The organism is Butyrivibrio sp. WCE2006 (assembly GCF_000701985.1).
In the GTDB taxonomy this organism is placed as follows: Bacteria; Bacillota; Clostridia; order Lachnospirales; family Lachnospiraceae; genus Butyrivibrio.
This window is the reverse complement of sequence record NZ_JNKH01000024.1, coordinates 1-18,812: the sequence shown is the minus strand read 5'-3', so window position 1 is coordinate 18,812 and position 18,812 is coordinate 1. Positions and strand designations below refer to the sequence as shown.

15 protein-coding genes and 1 tRNA gene are annotated in these 18,812 nt (G+C 40.5%); 15 read left to right on the top strand and 1 reads right to left on the bottom strand.

Translation table 11 applies throughout. The features are described from left to right. Window positions 1–234: 234 nt before the first annotated feature. The 5 genes from sufC (at window position 235) to sufU (ending at window position 5,386) form a co-directional block, all read left to right on the top strand. A complete protein-coding gene (gene sufC / locus T501_RS13505) occupies window positions 235–1,017 on the top strand; it encodes a Fe-S cluster assembly ATPase SufC (RefSeq protein ID WP_044915358.1) in 783 nt (260 codons plus the stop codon). A gap of 76 nt (window positions 1,018–1,093) precedes the next feature. Then, entirely contained in the window at window positions 1,094–2,503 is a 1,410-nt protein-coding gene (sufB, locus tag T501_RS13500) for a Fe-S cluster assembly protein SufB (RefSeq protein ID WP_044915357.1), read from the top strand. Window positions 2,504–2,507: 4 nt separating this feature from the next. Continuing rightward, window positions 2,508–3,671 (top strand): SufB/SufD family protein, encoded by a 1,164-nt coding sequence (locus T501_RS13495; RefSeq protein WP_050008311.1) that lies wholly within the window; start codon window positions 2,508–2,510, stop codon window positions 3,669–3,671. 10 nt (window positions 3,672–3,681) lie between these two features. Then, window positions 3,682–4,896, top strand: a complete 1,215-nt coding sequence (locus tag T501_RS13490; protein WP_044915356.1) for an aminotransferase class V-fold PLP-dependent enzyme — start codon at window positions 3,682–3,684, stop codon at window positions 4,894–4,896. A 28-nt stretch (window positions 4,897–4,924) separates the two neighbouring features. Then, window positions 4,925–5,386: a Fe-S cluster assembly sulfur transfer protein SufU gene (gene sufU, locus T501_RS13485; RefSeq protein WP_026509042.1), complete on the top strand. Its 462-nt coding sequence runs from the start codon at window positions 4,925–4,927 to the stop codon at window positions 5,384–5,386. 344 nt (window positions 5,387–5,730) lie between these two features. On the opposite strand, the gene T501_RS13480 is transcribed toward sufU, so the two are convergent. After that, window positions 5,731–5,803: transfer RNA gene (locus T501_RS13480), tRNA-Lys, on the bottom strand. A gap of 403 nt (window positions 5,804–6,206) precedes the next feature. Here T501_RS13480 and proS point away from each other — a divergent pair. From proS to T501_RS13430, 10 genes are all read left to right on the top strand, one after another. Then, window positions 6,207–7,643, top strand: coding sequence for a proline--tRNA ligase (gene proS, locus T501_RS13475; protein ID WP_026509043.1), 1,437 nt, complete (start codon window positions 6,207–6,209; stop codon window positions 7,641–7,643). Between the two features lie 96 nt (window positions 7,644–7,739). After that, the gene (locus T501_RS13470) at window positions 7,740–9,089 is read left to right on the top strand and encodes a CCA tRNA nucleotidyltransferase (RefSeq protein WP_044915385.1); all 1,350 of its coding nucleotides are present in this window, start codon (window positions 7,740–7,742) and stop codon (window positions 9,087–9,089) included. Window positions 9,090–9,121: 32 nt separating this feature from the next. Further along, window positions 9,122–10,915, top strand: coding sequence for a PEGA domain-containing protein (locus T501_RS20345; RefSeq protein ID WP_050008310.1), 1,794 nt, complete (start codon window positions 9,122–9,124; stop codon window positions 10,913–10,915). After that, complete coding sequence (locus tag T501_RS13460) at window positions 10,912–11,151, top strand: RNA-binding S4 domain-containing protein (protein ID WP_022761750.1); 240 nt, start codon at window positions 10,912–10,914, stop codon at window positions 11,149–11,151. The genes T501_RS20345 and T501_RS13460 overlap by 4 nt, the downstream gene beginning before the upstream one ends. Before the next feature lie 188 nt (window positions 11,152–11,339). Continuing rightward, a complete protein-coding gene (locus tag T501_RS13455) occupies window positions 11,340–11,657 on the top strand; it encodes an FtsB family cell division protein (RefSeq protein ID WP_026509045.1) in 318 nt (105 codons plus the stop codon). Between the two features lie 42 nt (window positions 11,658–11,699). After that, complete coding sequence (gene tilS, locus T501_RS13450; protein WP_044915355.1) at window positions 11,700–13,130, top strand: tRNA lysidine(34) synthetase TilS; 1,431 nt, start codon at window positions 11,700–11,702, stop codon at window positions 13,128–13,130. A 40-nt stretch (window positions 13,131–13,170) separates the two neighbouring features. Then, a complete protein-coding gene (gene hpt / locus T501_RS13445) occupies window positions 13,171–13,695 on the top strand; it encodes a hypoxanthine phosphoribosyltransferase (protein WP_026509047.1) in 525 nt (174 codons plus the stop codon). A gap of 12 nt (window positions 13,696–13,707) precedes the next feature. Further along, complete coding sequence (gene ftsH / locus T501_RS13440; RefSeq protein WP_044915353.1) at window positions 13,708–15,582, top strand: ATP-dependent zinc metalloprotease FtsH; 1,875 nt, start codon at window positions 13,708–13,710, stop codon at window positions 15,580–15,582. Window positions 15,583–15,785: 203 nt separating this feature from the next. After that, window positions 15,786–17,891, top strand: a complete 2,106-nt coding sequence (locus tag T501_RS13435) for a glycoside hydrolase family 13 protein (RefSeq protein ID WP_049945620.1) — start codon at window positions 15,786–15,788, stop codon at window positions 17,889–17,891. Window positions 17,892–17,926: 35 nt separating this feature from the next. After that, window positions 17,927–18,490 (top strand): YfhO family protein, encoded by a 564-nt coding sequence (locus T501_RS13430; protein ID WP_044915351.1) that lies wholly within the window; start codon window positions 17,927–17,929, stop codon window positions 18,488–18,490. The last annotated feature ends 322 nt before the right edge of the window (window positions 18,491–18,812 follow it).

Here is an 18,812-nt window from a genome sequence, read left to right as displayed (position 1 = left end):
TGGTTTAATTCCGCAAATTCAGATTTAAAGCATCATGCGGCGTTATGTGCGTTGTTAAGCCCGTAATTATTTGACTTTTACAGGTATTGCTATTAATAGAGACATTTGATAATATAATTCCTAGTAATTTGGTAGGAAAAGAAAAATAGTCTTATTTCTACAGCGATTATGATATAATCTATAAGATTATGCGCAAACATAGTGTTCACTTTTATATATTAAAGGAGTAATAGCATGTCAGAACAGTCATTATTGCAGATCAGAGATCTTTCAGCATCAGTTGATGATCTTCAAATCCTGCACGACATTAACTTAGAAATTAAAGCGGGCGAGACTCATGTACTCATGGGACCCAATGGTGCAGGTAAATCTACACTTGGATACACTCTTATGGGTAATCCTCATTATAACGTAACAAAGGGAACTATTCTTTTTGATGGACAGGATTTAACAAATGAGTCCGCAGATAAGAGAGCTAAGGCAGGAATGTTCCTTTCATTCCAGAATCCTCTTGAGGTTCCCGGAATTTCTCTTGGAAGCTTTATAAGAAATGCCTATCATGAGCAGACAGGTAAGCCGGTCAAGCTGCTTCAGTATAAAAAACAGCTTTCTGAAGCAATGGATCTACTTACTATGGACGGTGAGTATGCAGACCGTGACCTCAATGTAGGCTTCTCCGGTGGTGAAAAGAAAAAAGCTGAGATACTTCAGATGCTTATGTTAAATCCTAAGCTCGCTATTCTTGATGAAACTGATTCAGGACTGGATGTTGATGCTGTAAGAACAGTATCTAAGGGAATCCAGGAATACCAGAAAAAGAAGGACGGAGCTCTTCTGATCATTACTCATAGTACAAAGATTTTAGAGTCACTTCATGTTGACTATACACATGTACTTGTTAAGGGTCATATCGTTACAACAGGTGACGGGAGTCTTGTTGATGAGATCAATGAGCACGGCTTTGAGAAGTATATCAGATGCGAAGGCTGTGACGGATGCAATCCGATCAACGAATAATAACCAGGACATGATTTTAAATTCTTTCTTCTATTATTAAGAAGATGTCAGCATTGCTGATAGATGAGGTTAATTAATGAGTGATAATAATAAATCCGTTGTAGACATTGATCGCAGTGTCTATGACATAAAAGATGTGGAGAATGAGCAGGATTTCTACCGCATGGAGGATGGTTTCACCGAGGATATTGTAAGAAAGATATCTGAGGAGAAGCATGATCCTGACTGGATGAGAGAATTCCGCTTAAAATCTCTGGAAATATATAACAAGCTTGAAATGCCGGATTGGGGTCCGGATACCGATGAACTGGATATGAATCTCATTTCCTCATATGTGCGCTCAAAGTCAGATATGAAGGGCAGATGGGAGGATGTTCCGGAGGATATTAAAAATACTTTTGAAAGACTTGGCATTCCGGAAGCTGAGCGTGAATCTCTTGCAGGTGTCGGAGCTCAGTACGATTCAGAGCTTGTTTATCATAATGTAAAAGATGAAGTAGCAGCGCAGGGCGTTATCTATACAGATATGGAAAGTGCTCTTACAGGAGAGTATGCAGATATGGTTCATGAGTATTTCATGAAGCTGGTGCCTCCTACAGATCATAAATATGCAGCTCTTCACGGTGCAGTGTGGTCAGGCGGATCATTTGTTTATGTTCCCAAGGGAGTTAAAGTAGACATCCCTCTGCAGTCATATTTCAGATTGAATGCAGCCGGTGCAGGTCAGTTTGAGCACACTCTTATAATTGTTGATGAAGGGGCTGATCTTCACTTTATTGAAGGCTGTTCAGCACCTAAGTATAATGTTGCAAATCTTCATGCAGGCTGTGTTGAACTTTTTGTCAAGAAGAATGCAAGACTTCGTTACTCTACAATAGAGAACTGGTCAAAGAATATGTACAACTTGAATACAAAGCGTGCCCTTGTGGAAGAGGGAGCTCGTATGGAATGGGTATCCGGTTCCTTTGGTTCCCACACATCATACCTGTACCCCATGACAATTCTTAAGGGTGATCATTCAGCAATGGAGTACACTGGTATCACATTTGCCGGAAAAGGACAAAACCTTGATACAGGAGCTAAGGTTGTTCATCAGGGAGAATATACTTCTTCTCTTATTTCAACCAAATCAATTTCAAAGTCCGGTGGAATAGGTACTTACAGAAGTTCAGTTATAATCAATAAGGAAGCTAAGCACGCAAAGACCTCCGTATCCTGTGATTCACTTATGCTGGATTCTATCTCTCGTGCAGATACTATTCCCGGTATGGACATTAGAACCAATGATGCTGATGTAGGCCATGAGGCAAAGATTGGAAGAATAAGCGACGAAGCTGTATTTTATCTTATGTCCAGAGGCCTTTCAGAGGAAGATGCAAGAGCGATGATAGTAAGCGGCTTTGCTAATCCTGTATCAAAGGAACTTCCTTTGGAATATGCAGTAGAAATGAACAATCTGATTAAGCTTGAGATGTCAGGAGGCTGAGAAATTGAATAGTGTATTAAAAGTAAATCATCTTCCTGCCCTGACTTATCGCTTTTTAAAGTCAAACGACAGTGAGATAGAAATAAAAGATTTTAATGTGAAGGTTGTAAATACACCTGAGCCTGAGAATATACCTTCAGCAGTTACATTCAAAAATGATGTAACAGAGAAGGATATTACTGAACTGTTTGCAGATATCAATGAAAAGATAGCATCAAAGAGAATTGGTCTTCCGGGACCAAACGGAGATACTTCTTTGTTAAACGAAAGCCAGACAGTTAAGACAGGCATGGGAGCAGAGATTGACAACCTCATGAAGGAAATGAATGTTCCTGTCAGCCTTATAACCGCAGAAGAAGGATATATAGTTGAGGAACCTGTAGTTATCAGTTATGCTTTAAATGACGGAGATTATGTACTTGGTAATCAGGTCATTCATGCAAAGAAGAACTCTGAAATTACAGTAATAATGGAATATGATTCCGAAGCTGAAAGTAATGGATTTTTAGGAGTTCAGACAAGGCTTCTTGCAGAAGAAGGGGCTAAAATCAACCTTGTAAAGGTTCAGATGCTCGGAGAAAAAATAACTCACTTTGAGGATATTGGTGGAGTCTGCGATACAGATGCAGATATTGAGACCATAAATATGCAGCTTGGAGCCGGAAAAACCTGGGGAGGATGCAGAGTAACCCTTTTGGGAGACAGCAGTGTATTCAACAATCACACAGGTTATCTGTGCCGTCATAAGCAGTCATATGATATGAACTATGTTGCTGACCAGATGGGAAAGAAGACCCAGTCAAACATGGTATTTAGAGGAGTACTTCTCGATGAGGCTGAGAAGACCTTCAGAGGAACACTTGACTTTAAGTCAGGAAGTGCTGGCTCAGTAGGTGATGAGCAGGAAGATACACTTCTTTTGAGTCCCGATGTAATTAACAGGACAGTTCCTGTAATTCTGTGCGAGGAAGAAGACGTAGACGGACGCCATGGCGCATCAATAGGACAGCTTGGCGACGACACTCTGTTTTATATGGAAAGCCGCGGAATAGATGAGGAGACAGCCAAAAAACTCATGATCCGTGCACGTATGGAAAGTATAGCCCGCATGATACCGGATGAAGCGCTGATTATCAGAATTCAGCAGTTTATTAGAACAATACTTTAAGGAGAAGCAAATGTCCAGACCTGAAGATTACCGCAAAGACTTCCCTATATTAGGTAAAGGGAATTATATATATTTTGATAATGCAGCAACTTCTCAAAGACCTAATGCAGTTGTGGATGCAATAAAGGATTTTTATGAGAATTCAAACGCCAACCCGCTTCGAGGACTATATGATTGGAGCGTTGATGCTACAGACCGATATGAAAATGCCAGAAAAACAGTATCTGATTTTATAGGCGCATCATCTACAGAAGAAATAATCTTTACCAGAAATACTACTGAGTCACTTAATCTTGTGGCATACAGCTATGGCCTTTCTAATGTTGAGGAGGGCGATGAAGTTGTCATAAGCGTTATGGAACATCACAGTAATATACTCCCATGGCAGATGGTCACAAAGCAGAAAAAGGCTAAGCTTGTTTTTCTTGAGCCTGATGAAGAAGGCGTTATAACCCCTGAGGAGTATAAGAGTAAGATTACGGAAAAGACCAAAATAGTTTCTATAGGTCATGTTTCCAATGTTTTTGGAATTACCAATCCTGTAAAGGATATTGCTGCATATGCTCACGAAATGGGTGCTACGGTTATTGTGGATGGAGCTCAGGCTGCGCCCCATATTCCGGTAAATGTTCAGGATCTGGGAGCAGATTTCTATGCTTTTTCAGGACATAAGCTTATGGCACCAATGGGAATCGGTGTTTTGTACGGTCGAAAGAAACTGCTTGAAAACATGAATCCTTTCCTCACCGGCGGTGAGATGATCGAATATGTTACAAGAGAAGATGCCACATATGCAGAGCTTCCTCACAAATTTGAGGCAGGAACGGTCAATGCAGCAGGGGCAGTAGGTCTTGAAGCAGCAATCAAATATCTTCAGAATGTGGGATTTGATTTTATTGAAGAGCAGGAGCTTAAGCTTACAACACGTATGATGGAAGGCATGAAAAAGCTTCCTTACATAAAAATATACGGTTCATCAGATCCCGCAAAACACAGCGGAATAGTTACATTTACTATGGAAGGTGTTCATCCTCATGATATATCATCGGTACTGAACGATGATCATGTATGTGTCAGAGCAGGACATCACTGTGCACAGCCACTGATGCAGTTTATCGGTGCCGGATCAACAGCAAGAGCAAGTGTGTATTTTTATAATACAGAAGAGGAAGTAGACAGGTTTCTTGAGCATCTTGCAGGTGTTAGAAGTGTAATGGGATATTAAGCTTATAGAGCGAATTATTGAGGTTAAAATGGATTTAAAAGGTTTATATAGAGAAATAGTTAATGAGCATAATCTTCGCCCTGCTCATAAGGGCGATATGGAAAATCCCGATCTGGTTCTCAGGGGAGTTAATCCCAGCTGTGGAGATGATATAACTCTTCAGCTTAAGATTGTGGATGGTGTCATTGAAGACGCAATGTTTTCAGGCTCAGGCTGTGCCATATCACAAGCCTCAGTTGATATGATGGCGGATCAGGTAATCGGTAGAACCAAGGAAGATGCCATAAAGCTTGCCGGTACTTTTATGGGCATGATAAAGGGTGAAATAAAGGACGAAGAAGAACTTGAGGAGCTGGACGAAGCTGCAGCCCTTCAGGATATTTCACATATGCCTGCCAGAGTAAAATGTGCGGTTCTTGGATGGAAGACTATGCAGAAGATGCTTGAGCATCCTGAGGATGCTGAAAATATTTCATCTGAGAATGACTGATATCTACTATTTTAATGATTGAAATCAAAGAATATAAAAATCGAAAACCCATCTGTTTAATCAGCAGATGGGTTTTATTATATAGATACCTGTTTTTCTTCAGAAAAACGGGAATCGTATTGGACCAGGTCCTCGCGAAGCGAGGAGCGTGTCCTGCCGAAGGCAGGATTTTTGCGGGCGATTTCCGCTTTTGCCCACAAAAAGTCATAGATTCTTGAATGTTTTTTCTTATTTGATAAGTATTTGGCTGTGGGGACAAAAGCAATTAGAGACTCATCATAATTAATTCAGGATACAAAAAAAGTACCGCCCCATGGGATATACCCACAAAACAGTACTCGGCGTGCGCCTCCAGGGGCTCGAACCCTGGACACCCTGATTAAGAGTCAGGTGCTCTACCAACTGAGCTAGAAGCGCTTATCTGTTGTTGTCTGCCGTGTTATCTCGGCGACAAGTGATATATTACTACTGTTCTTTTCATAATGCAAGCACTTTTTTGAAAAATTTTTAAAATTTAATGTTTTTTTACAATTAGTACTTAAATAACGTGAAAAATACGCCACATATTTTAATAAAAATAATAAAAGTTTCCTAAGAAAATGGTTTTGACCTGTGTAAAGCCTTCCGGATGCCACATCATTGACAAACAGTGCATTTAAGCTTTATCATGATACAAACTGTCACTTCATGAATGCAATACAGTAAAAGCTTTCATGAATCACGGTTATTACATTATGATAGGATATTCTGCAATGGCGGTACATTTACCTGTCTGCTTTTGTCAGAATTAAAATATTGTTTACAGAGGAGAAGATTTATCATGGCACAGGATGGAAAGAAACTTGTATCAGAGATAACCTCAATGGATGAGGATTTCACACAATGGTACACAGATGTAGTTACTAAAGCAGGACTTATCAGTTATTCAAATATCAAAGGCTTTATGGTAATTAAGCCCGCAGGATATGCTATATGGGAACTGATTCAGAAGCATCTGGATGAGCGTTTTAAGAAGACAGGTGTAACAAATGCATATCTGCCAATGTTGATTCCGGAGTCTCTTCTTCAGAAGGAGAAGGATCACGTTGAAGGTTTTGCTCCTGAAGTAGCATGGGTTACACACGGTGGTACAGAACCGCTTACAGAGAGATATTGTGTACGTCCTACATCAGAGACTCTTTTCTGTGACTATTATAAAGGAGAGATTCATTCATATAAGGATCTTCCTCAGGTACTTAATCAGTGGTGCAGTGTTGTAAGATGGGAGAAAGAGACAAGACCATTCCTTCGCTCAAGAGAGTTCCTTTGGCAGGAGGGGCATACTGCACATGCTACATTTGAAGAGGCTGAGGAGAGAACACAGCAGATGCTTAATGTATATGCTGATTTCCTTGCTGAGGATATGGCTATTCCGGTTATTAAGGGTCAGAAGACTGAGAAGGAGAAATTCGCAGGTGCAGAGGCAACTTATACTGTAGAAGCTCTTATGCATGATGGACGTGCGCTTCAGTCAGCAACAAGCCATAACTTTGGTGATGGTTTTGCTAAAGCATTTGAGATCCAGTACGCAGGAAAAGATAACAAGCTTCATCATGTATTCCAGACATCCTGGGGAGCAACAACAAGACTTATCGGAGCTATGATCATGGTTCATGGAGATAATTCAGGTCTTGTACTTCCTCCCAGAATTGCTCCTGTACAGGTTATGATAATACCTATTCAGCAGAAGAAGGAAGGCGTTCTTGAGACAGCAGGTAAGATGCTGGAGACTCTTAAGGACTTTAGAGCTAAGCTTGATGATTCAGACAGAAGCCCCGGATACAAATTCTCTGATCAGGAGATGAGAGGTATTCCGCTCAGAATAGAGATTGGACCTAAGGATATCGAAGCAGGAAAGTGCGTCCTCGTAAGAAGAGACACATCTGAAAAGATTGAATGTCCTATCGATGAGGTTGCAGCTAAGGTAGGAGAACTTCTTCCTCAGATACAGAATGATATGTATGAGAGAGCTAAGAATCATCTTGATACACATACATTCGCTGCTACTAATAAAGAAGAGTTCGAAGAAGCCTTCAAAGAGACCAAGGGATTTGTAAAGGCTATGTGGTGTGGCGACAGAGCATGTGAGGACAAGATAAAGGAAGATTATTCTGTAACCAGCAGATGTATTCCTTTTGAGCAGGAGAACCTTGCAGGCACATGCGTATGCTGCGGCAAACCTGCAACCAAGATGGTTTACTGGGGCAGAGCATATTAATTTTCAAGGAAATAAAAGGTGGATTTTGAATTTAGTACCTTTTTGTGCTGAAGCAACATGATTCCATCTGTAGGGAAAAAGTTGGAACGAAAAGATATTAGGATTAACATACCGGAACCTGCGGCTCAAATTCTTAATAAACTCCATGAAGCAGGCTATGAAGCCTATGTGGTAGGCGGATGCGTCAGGGACAGTATTCTGAATAGAGAGCCGGGGGACTGGGACATAACAACCAGTGCAAGACCCTGGCAGGTAAAAGAGATATTTGGAAGAACTATAGATACAGGTATACAGCATGGTACTGTAACCATCATGATAGGTAAGGAAGGCTTTGAAGTAACCACCTATCGTATAGATGGTGAGTATGAAGACGGAAGACATCCAAAGGACGTAACTTTTACTGCCAGTCTTATTGAGGATTTAAAGAGAAGAGACTTTACTATTAATGCAATGGCATATAGTGAAGAGGATGGACTTATTGATAAATTTGACGGTCTTGCCGATATAGAAAAAAAGGTGATCCGTTGTGTGGGCAATCCAAAGGAGCGCTTCACAGAGGATGCCTTAAGAATGATGAGAGCTGTAAGATTCGCAGCACAGCTTGGATATTCCATTGAGGAGGATACAAGACAGGCCATTATCGACATGGCACCAACACTTAAGAAAATCAGTGCTGAGAGAATTCAGGTAGAACTGGTAAAGCTTCTGATATCTGCTAATCCTGGTGAGATGCGCGAGTTATATCAGACAGGTATCACTTCGGTTATAATGCCGGAATTCGACAGATGCTTTGAAACACCCCAGATAAATCCTCATCACTCATATAATGTAGGCGAGCATATAGTAAGGAGCGTGGAATCAGTAAAGAATGACAGAATACTGAGAATTACTATGCTTCTACATGATATTGAAAAGCCTTCCTGCAGGACTACTGATGAAAGTGGAAGGGATCACTTCAGAGGACATGCAGAAAAAGGCGCAGATACAGCTTTTGCAATATTAAAGCGCCTGAAATTTGACAGGGACACCATGGATAAGGTTAAAGTGCTTGTGAAGTACCACGATTGGAGATTCCCTGCTGAAAAGAAAAATGTAAGAAAAGCAGTCAATAAGATAGGAGACGAGCTTTTTCCGTTCCTATTGGAAGTAAAACGGGCAGATACCGCTGCACAGAGTAATTATCGCAGAAATGAGAAATATGAGTGGATTGATAAATTAGAAACTCTGTATAATGATATTAAACGTGATAATGAGTGTATTTCTCTGAAAATGCTTGCAGTCAACGGCAATGACCTTATAAAAAAAGGCATTAAACCCGGAAAAGAACTTGGAGATATTCTCTCTGCCATGTTGGAGGATGTTTTGGAAGAGCCTTCGCATAATTTGAAAGAATATCTTTTGGATGAGGATATATTTTTCGGATTTGTAAATAAAAAGGAGAAGTGAAGCAAGTACTTTTTTGGGAAAAGGGGGAGCCTATGAAAAAGTGTTTTCAAATATTTTTCATATTGCTATTTACTCTGATTTTTTCATTGATCAGACCTTCGTATGCTTTGGCATCGGATGTGATCATAAACAAAGATGAAAAAGTCAGAGTTTCTCTTTTGGCAAAATATGACTCTGCTGATACTGCAATTGTTAAGCAGGTCAATACTTATGCTAAGTCTATCCAGTTCAGAAATCATGATATAGGGAAGAATTATACATTAACCTATGATAATACTTCCATGATCTACGATGTGCATGGAAATCCGATGTCTGCATCAATGCTTGAAGTCGGACAGGTTGTTAATATCACATTCTTAAAAGGCGTAAAACATTTGAATTCTCTTGCAGTGTCAGCTGATGCATGGGTAGAGGCAGGAGTAAATGATTTTGATCTTGTAAGTGATGATGAGACGGCCAAAATAAAGGGCACGGTTTTACATATTACTCCCAAAACACTGATAATATCCGAGGGACAGGCAGTTAATCCTGAAGATATCCTTTCTACCGACACATTACGTGTAAGCGGAATAGATAAAGAAATATATAGTATCGTGGTCACAAAGGGCCATGGATATGTGAGCCTCTCTTCAGACACGGTAAATGACAGAAGTCTTGTGGGAGCATGGATAGAGCTTGATAAAGAAGTAATCAGGAAAATAACTCCCAGAATGCTCATCAGTGCACCTGAAGGTACATATAATGTAGCCATCATGGGAAATGGTGCGAAGTTTTCATCTGAAATTGTTGTAAACAGGAATGAAGAGACCGTTATAGACACCAGCGTTGCAGAGGTGGAAAAGATAAAAGAGGGTAATGTAACATTTGTGGTTACTCCTGAGGAATCAAGAGTATTTGTGGATGGAGAAGAGGTGCTCACAGAGGTTCCTCACAGCTATACCTATGGTATGCACAAGCTGCATGTAATGGCTGATGGCTATGAACCACAGGATCACACTCTTAAGGTGGCTGAGCCGGATGCTACTCTTTTTATAGAGCTTGAAGAAAAAGAGGGTTCAAAGGATAAGGAAGCAGAGGAGGAGGCTTCAAGTGAGGAGGAATCCAGTGAAGAAGTGGATTCTGCCGAGGAGTCTTCGACAATTGTTTCTGATGAGCCCAAGGTGGCAACTTCAACAGATGAATGGCTCGATGAGATGAAGAAAAAAGCCGCTGATGCGGCAAAGTCCAAGTCTGATACCGCAAAAAAGAAATCAAATACAAAGGCTTCTTCCAGTTCCAGCACAGGTTCAACTGCATCCGTGGACTCTGAGGCGGCAGCAACGCAGGCTCCCGCAGAGGAAGATGCCGCAACCTATTCAGGAACAGGGACTACTAACACATCAGATGCAGCTTCTACCAGCAACACAGGAGATTCATCAGATGGAGAGAATACCGAAGATAAAAACAATGTAATAAGTGGATACAAGGTAACCTTTGATGCACCTATCGGAGCAGAGGTATACATGGATGGAAACTATGTCGGAATCATGCCTGTGAGCTTTGCAAAAACTCCTGGAAAGCATACAATTACTCTTCAAAAAGATGGATTTGAAACAAAGAGCTATACAATACAGGTGGATAAGGAACAGACAAATGTGACCTATAGCTTCCCCGAAATGGTACCGGTAAAGAATACTGATAATCCGGATGAGAATAACAGCGGCAATAATGATTCTACTGATTCTGGAGATGAGAATAAACCAGAGGAAGGCAAACAAGAGGAAGATAGACAAGAGGAAGGTAAGCAAGAAGATAAACAAGAGGAAGTCAGCGGAGGACAGCCATGAGATTAGATAAATATTTAAAAGTGACAAGACTCATAAAAAGACGAACAGTAGCCAATGAAGCCTGCGATGCAGGTAGAGTCATGATAAATGACAGAGTGGCTAAAGCCAGCACAGATGTTAAGGCAGGTGACATAATAGCTATCAGCTTTGGTAATAAAGATGTGAAGGTTGAAGTACTGGACGTTAAGGAAACAATACATAAAGAGGATGTATCGTCACTATATAGATATATTTGAGTACCCTTTAATATCTGCATAACATATTCACTGTTTGTACCTTACAGCGTGAGAATTATCGCTGATTTATATAGCGCTATCGACTATAGTGTACTTGTTGACAGCATTTTTTGAGCGTACTAAAATATATTTGAGGGGTTTATCTCCGAAATAACGTTAATGATAATTGTTTCGGATGGGGAGTTTTAATGGCAACAAGAGCGAGATACAAGAGAGTTAGTGTACAAAACAAATATGGTATGATAATGGCCACTGTTGCAGTAGCCTTGCTTCTTGTTGTGGTTTTAGTAAGAAGTATAAGCCTGGTTGAGAAGAGGGATTCATACCATAATAGAATTGATATACTTCAGTCTCAGATTGAGCAGGAAGAAAAACGAAGAGAAGAAATTGCTGAATTTGAGACATATACAACTACAAGAAAGTATATCGAACAGGTCGCTAAAGAAAAACTGGGGCTTGTTTATCCCGGAGAGATTATTTTCAAGGATAAGAGCGCTGGAAAATGAGTTTATAAGGGCTCCGGAACACTCCGGAGTCTTTTTGGTTATATGATGAGCAATTTGACTGAAGATGTAAAGAAATTTATTGTTGATAAAGGACTTATAGCAGACGGGGAAATCATTCTTGCGGGTGTGTCGGGGGGTGCAGATTCTGTCTGCCTTTTTCATGTTCTGAGAAGCCTCAGGGAAGAACTGTTATTTAATTTTGCCGTGGTCCATATAAATCATATGATAAGGGAAGCTGCAGAAGGCGAAGCAAAATTTGTCGAGGAGCTATGCAAAAAGTATGATGTACAGTTTTTCAGAAGGGATATAGATATCCCGGGAATATATCATGACAACAATGTTTCTGAAGAAGAGGCAGGCAGAAACGAGAGATACAAAGCTTTTTGTGAGATAGCAGGTTATCTTTCGGAAAAATATGGAAGAAATGTGAAAATTGCAACCGCTCACAACAGAAATGATCAGACGGAGACAGTTCTTCATAATCTTTTCAGGGGCAGCAGAATAAAGGGCTTATCAGGAATAAGAGCCAAAGGATCAAGAGATGGTTTTGAGATAATAAGACCTCTTATAGAGACCGATAGAGATAGTATCGAGAATTATCTTGATGAGCAGGGATTTAAACACTGCAACGATGACAGCAATTTTACTGATGATTATACGAGGAACAGAATAAGACATAATATTATTCCTGTAGCAAAAAAGCAGATCAATCCTCAGGCAGATAAGCATGTAGCAGAAACAGCTGACTATTTTGCAAAAATAGATGATTTTTTAGAGGCTATGGCTGATGAGACAAAGGGATGGATTGTGAGCCATAAGGACGGCGAGGTTATTCTGGATTGCAACGTTCTTGCATCTAAACATGAGGTGGTGAGGGAACGTCTGATTATAAAAGGAATACAGATGCTGTATCCGCACGTTAAGGATATTCAGGATGTGCACATCAATACGATAAGCAGGATGGTTCTTTCAAATGAAGGATCCAAGGAACAGGATCTGCCCTATGGAATAAAGGTTATAAGAGTATACGATAAACTGAAATTCTATTTTAAAGCTGCTGAGAATCCTTTTACAGAGACTGTGTTTCCCGATATGGAAGCGCTTGATGGAGGAGAGCACGTTTCACTTAGAATACCAGGCATGGGGAAGGTTAATCTTAGAGTTTTTCCTTATGAGCAGGGGGCTAAAATCCCTACGGGAGAATATACGAAATGGCTCAATTATGATAAAATAAATAATAGTTTGCAATTCCGAACGAGAAGTATCGGAGATATTATCTCAATCGGAAATGGAAATAAGAAACTGAAAAAATTCATGATAGATGAAAAGATACCGGTTGATGTTAGAGATTCTATTTATATTCTGGCTGACGGGAATAACGTTTTATGGGTTCCGGGATACCGGATAGGTGATCTTTATAAACTGGATGACTTTTCAAACAGGGTTTTGGAAGTTAAAGTAACAAAAGAATGAAGAAGACGGAGTGATTTACACTCCTGGAAGTGAGGTAATTATGGCAGAATCAGTTAGAGTTTTACTTTCTGAGGAGGAAGTCGACAGAAGAATACAGGCAATAGGAGAGCAGATCAGCAAAGATTATGCTGGCAAGACTGTTCACCTTGTATGCGTTCTTAAGGGTGGAGCATTTTTCATGTGTGAGCTTGCAAAGAGAATCACAGTGCCTGTAACAATGGACTTTATGTCTGCTTCAAGCTATGGATCTTCAACAAAATCCAGCGGAGTGGTTAAAATCGTTAAGGATCTTGACGAACCTCTTAAGGACAAGGATGTGCTTATCGTTGAGGATATTGTGGATTCAGGAAGAACTCTCAGCTATCTTATAAAGATGCTTGGAGACAGAGGTCCTGCAAGTATAAAGCTCTGCACACTTCTTGATAAACCTGAGAGACGTGTAATGGATGTAAAAGTGGATTATACAGGATTTGAGATTCCTGATGAATTTGTTGTGGGATACGGACTTGACTATGATCAGAGATATCGAAACCTTCCTTACATTGGGGTAGTAGAGTTCGATTAAAGGGGATAAACAGTGAATAAAAACAGGGGATTTAATTTTTACTTTGGTCTGATAGTGGTATTACTTCTTGCACTTGCTTTCCTTGAGTATGGGAAGGGTAGGATTCCCACATCAGATACAGCTTACACAAGGGGACAGCTCGTACAGGATTTAAAGAGCGGCAAGGTATACAGCGCCGTTATCATTCCTAATGAGGAGACACCTACCGGAGTTATACAGATAACTCTTTCGGATAATACCGAAAAGGTTTTGTATGCAACGGATATTTCGCAGATAGAGGATATTCTTGTACAAAATGGTGTTGATCCGGTAGTCAGGGATGTTCCCGGAGAGAATCTGCTCATTAGCAGCATAATTCCTATATTGGTAGGCCTGTTTGTAATTACGTTCCTGTTTGTGATGATGAACAATGCTCAGGGCCAGTCATCGGGCAACAGCCGGATGATGAACTTTGGTAAAAGCAGAGCCCGTATGTCAACAGGGGAAGACAATAAGATAAAGCTTACTGATGTAGCCGGGCTTGTTGAAGAAAAGGAACAGCTTACTGAGATAATTGAGTTCCTTAAGGATGCGGGTAAGTTTACAAGAGTAGGTGCGAGAATACCTAAAGGCGTCCTGCTTGAGGGTGCACCCGGTACAGGTAAAACACTTCTTGCAAGAGCTGTTGCAGGTGAAGCCGGAGTTCCTTTCTTTAGTATATCAGGTTCTGACTTTGTGGAGATGTTCGTCGGTGTAGGTGCGTCCCGTGTAAGAGACCTGTTTGCAGATGCTAAAAAGAATTCACCATGTATTATTTTTATCGATGAGATTGATGCTGTTGCAAGAAGACGTGGAACAGGTATGGGCGGCGGACATGATGAGCGTGAGCAGACTCTTAACCAGCTCCTTGTAGAGATGGATGGATTCGGAGTTAACGAAGGCATCATCGTCATGGCAGCTACAAACCGAGTAGATATTTTGGATCCCGCTATACTTCGTCCCGGACGTTTTGACAGAAAGATTACTGTGGCAAGACCTGATGTGAGAGGCAGACATGAAATACTCAAAGTTCACGCAAGAAACAAGCCTCTTGCAGAGAATGTGGATCTTGAAAGTATTGCCCAGACAACAGCCGGATTCACCGGCGCTGACCTTGAGAATCTTTTGAATGAATCTGCCATAAATGCAGCGATGGACAACAGAGGATTTATTGTTCAGTCAGATATTCAGAAAGCGTTCGTTCAGGTTGGTATAGGTACTGAAAAGCACAGTCATATTATTTCAGACAAGGAAAAGAAGATAACAGCCTATCACGAGGCAGGACATGCCATTCTATATCATGTTCTTCCTGATGTGGGACCGGTATATACAGTATCAGTAATACCCACCGGTATGGGCGCTGCCGGATACACCATGCCCCTTCCTGAAAAGGATGAGATGTTCCTTACAAAAGGAAAGATGCTTCAGGAGATTATGGTTGTTCTTGGCGGAAGAATAGCTGAGGAGATCATATTTGGTGATATAACCACAGGTGCATCAAGTGATATCCAGAAGGCAACAAATGAAGCCAGAAAAATGGTAACCGTATATGGTATGTCCAAGCGAATTGGTATCATTAATTACAATGAGCAGGAAGAAGACGTATTTATCGGATATGATATTCAGCATAACAAGAGAAATTCTGAGCTGATGGCCGGAGAAATAGACAAACAGGTTAAGGATATAATTGACCTTTGCTATGCGAAGGCTAAGGAGATAATAAGGTCTTATGAAGATATTCTGCATTCCTGTTCTGCAGTTTTAATTGAAAAAGAAAAGATTGGACGTGAAGAGTTTGAAGCACTTTTCGCTTCCCATCCGGCTGTTTCACTAAGGGAAGAAGTAGCAGCACTTGCGGAAAAAATATAAACTTGTGCATATTATACAAAAATGTATGAGGGCTTTTAGTTATTTTGTGAAACGTGAGTATTTACCACAATATAAGGTGGTGCTAATATAATCTCGTAACCCCCAATACATTAAAGTTTTTTGCTATACCCATAAGAAAGAAATACCTTCTCTAAAAAAGACAGCAACCCTAAGCTGTCTTTTTTGCTATGTAAGGGGTTTTTATGATTAGAAGAGATCGATTATTTCATGATATGACTTTGGACTTTTATCAGCCTACACAACCAAAGCCGGGGAATATTATGTTCATATACTTCCGTTGTGGTGAGGGTGATGCAGAGAAGATAGTTCTTGTTTACAAAAGCGATTCAGATTCCGGTGAGATTGATATGAAAAAGCATCACTGCGAAGATGGATTTGATTATTATCTTGCTAAAGCTAAGGTTCCCGAAAAAGGTGGGACTGTCTTTTATTATTTCCGAATTGAAGATAAAGATGAAACACTATTCTATGATCAGAGCGGTGTTAACACATCAGTAACAGAAAAATACAGATTTAGAATGATTCCTGAATTTGGGACTCCTGACTGGGCAAAAGGCGCAGTCATGTACCAGATTTTTGTGGACAGATTCAGGAATGGAAACCCTGATAATGATGTTCTGACAAACGAGTATAACTATGTTGGGAAAAAGTCCGTGCAGGTTACAAACTGGAAAAAATATCCTGATCCTGACGGGAATATCAGGGAGTTCTATGGTGGAGATCTTCAGGGTGTACTTGAAAAACTCGATTATTTAAAGGATCTTGGAATTGATGCGATATATTTTAACCCTCTTTTTGTATCTCCTTCGTGTCATAAATACGACACCCAGGACTATGATCATATTGACCCTCACTTCGGGGTAATTGTTACAGATAACGGTAATCTCTTAAAGGATGGGGAAGATAATAAGAAAGCAACGCGATATATCGAGAGAGTAACGAATAAGAGCAATCTTGAAGCTTCTGACAAGCTATTTGCCAAAGTAATCTCTGAAGCCCACAGAAGAGGAATACGCGTCATACTGGACGGAGTGTTTAACCATTGTGGCTCATATAATAAATGGATGGACCGGGAAAGAATATATGAGGATGTTCCCGGATATGAAAAAGGTGCCTATGTTGCTGAGGATAGTCCATATCATGAATATTTTGGTTTCCAGGGTGGTAACTGGCCATATAATAGCAATTATGAAGGCTGGTGGGGGTATTATACACTTCCAAAGCTAAACTATGAGGGAAGTAAAAAGCTTGAGGATTATATAATTGCTATCGGCAAAAAATGGGTTTCCGAACCCTATAATGCAGATGGATGGCGACTTGATGTAGCAGCGGATCTGGGACACTCAGCGGAGTATAATCACAGATTCTGGAAAAGATTCAGAAAAGAAGTTAAGGAAGCTAATCCAAATGCTTTGATACTTGCTGAGCACTATGGTAGTGCTCATGAATGGCTAAAGGGTGAAGAGTGGGACAGCATAATGAACTATGATGCCTTCATGGAGCCGCTGACATATTTCCTTACCGGTATGGAGAAACACAGTGATGAATTTCACAGAGAGTACATCGGTGATGTTGACAGATTCTGGGACACAATGATTAAGTCAGAAGCAGACAACTTTGTACAGGAATCATTGTTTGTTGCAATGAATCAGCTTTCAAATCATGATCACTCAAGATTTCTTACGAGAACAAATCATGTTGTGGGAAGGTGCGGCACAAAGGGACCTAAGGCTGCCGAGGAAGGTATAAACAAGGCTGTCATGAGGCAGGCAGTTGTGGTGCAGATGACCTGGCCCGGAGCACCTACGCTATATTATGGTGATGAGGCGGGAGTCTGCGGTTTTACAGATCCTGACAACAGAAGAACATACCCATGGGGAACTGAGGACCATGATCTTATTCAGTTTCACAAAGAAATGATCCGTATACATAAGTCCAGCATGGAATTAAAAACGGGTTCTCTTGTAAGGCTTGAAGCGGATAAAGGTGTACTGGCTTATGGAAGATTTAACAGAACCACGGCAACAATTGTGGTGGTTAATACAAATGCATATCTTACGGTATGCGAGATTAAAATTGCGCCGCTGGGGATACCGGACGAAGCAAGGCTTCTAAGGGTTCTTGAAACCAGCAGAAAAGGATATAAGACTAATCCTGTAAGCTACAGTGTAAAAAACGGCAAACTCGTAAGACCTTATGATGCAGACTCAGCAGTCGTGCTTCAGTACAACAGAATAACGGCAGTGAATGAAGAAGCCTTCTGGGCTACCAACTTCTTCCGTATGTAATAAACGATAAATAATAATCCGAGGTTAACCTGATAATGAAAAAGAAATCTACTCAAACCAATAAGGCAGGCTATATTCTTTTTACGATACTTTATTTTGCTATGGCAATCCTTGTATGGGGATGGTTTGTAAAGAGTGGAAAGTCACTTATTAACAGTTCTGATGCATTTGAGCAGCATATTAATGCTCTGGCAAAGTACGGAAGATACTTAAGAGGAGTGCTGTACAGGATTTTTGTGGAGCATAAGCTTTCCATACAGAATTATGATCTGGGAATAGGTTATGGTGCCGATTTTCTTACATCCATGCAGTACTATGCGGTAGGAGATCCGCTTAATCTTCCTGCAGCATTTTTACCTTCAAAATATATCTATTACTATTTTCAGTTCCTTATCGTGCTTAGACCATATCTTGCAGGACTATCATTCCTTCTTCTGGCATCTGAAAGCAGGAAATTTTCACTCAGCTCACGTCTTAGCGGAGCTTTGTCATACTCCTTTTGCGGAATAGTTTTGTTCATAGGAATGTGGAATCCGCAGTTTGTACAGCCTATGATATGCCTGCCGCTTCTGATATATGGAGTAAGTCCAGCGGTGTGATGTCAAGTAAAGAAAAATAAAAAATCTTTTATTTTTTGACATTTTTCACGAAAAGAAAAAACGACCACCTAAGCCCTGTCGACCATATTTTTAAATGAGCAGGGCGTACTCATCAGCAAGTAGGTGATACTACTATGCTGGACGATATAGACGATTGTCTTTCAGCAGTCGAAAGACTAATCGCACAAGTTTACGAGCAGTTAATGCGAGTGCACGTTTGTGTTGGTATCTGTTCACCTCTTTGTACTTGAGGTGATAGAAGTCGCTGTATTCTTTGTCGCATCTTACAAGAGATAATGCTGCTTCACACAGATAATACTTT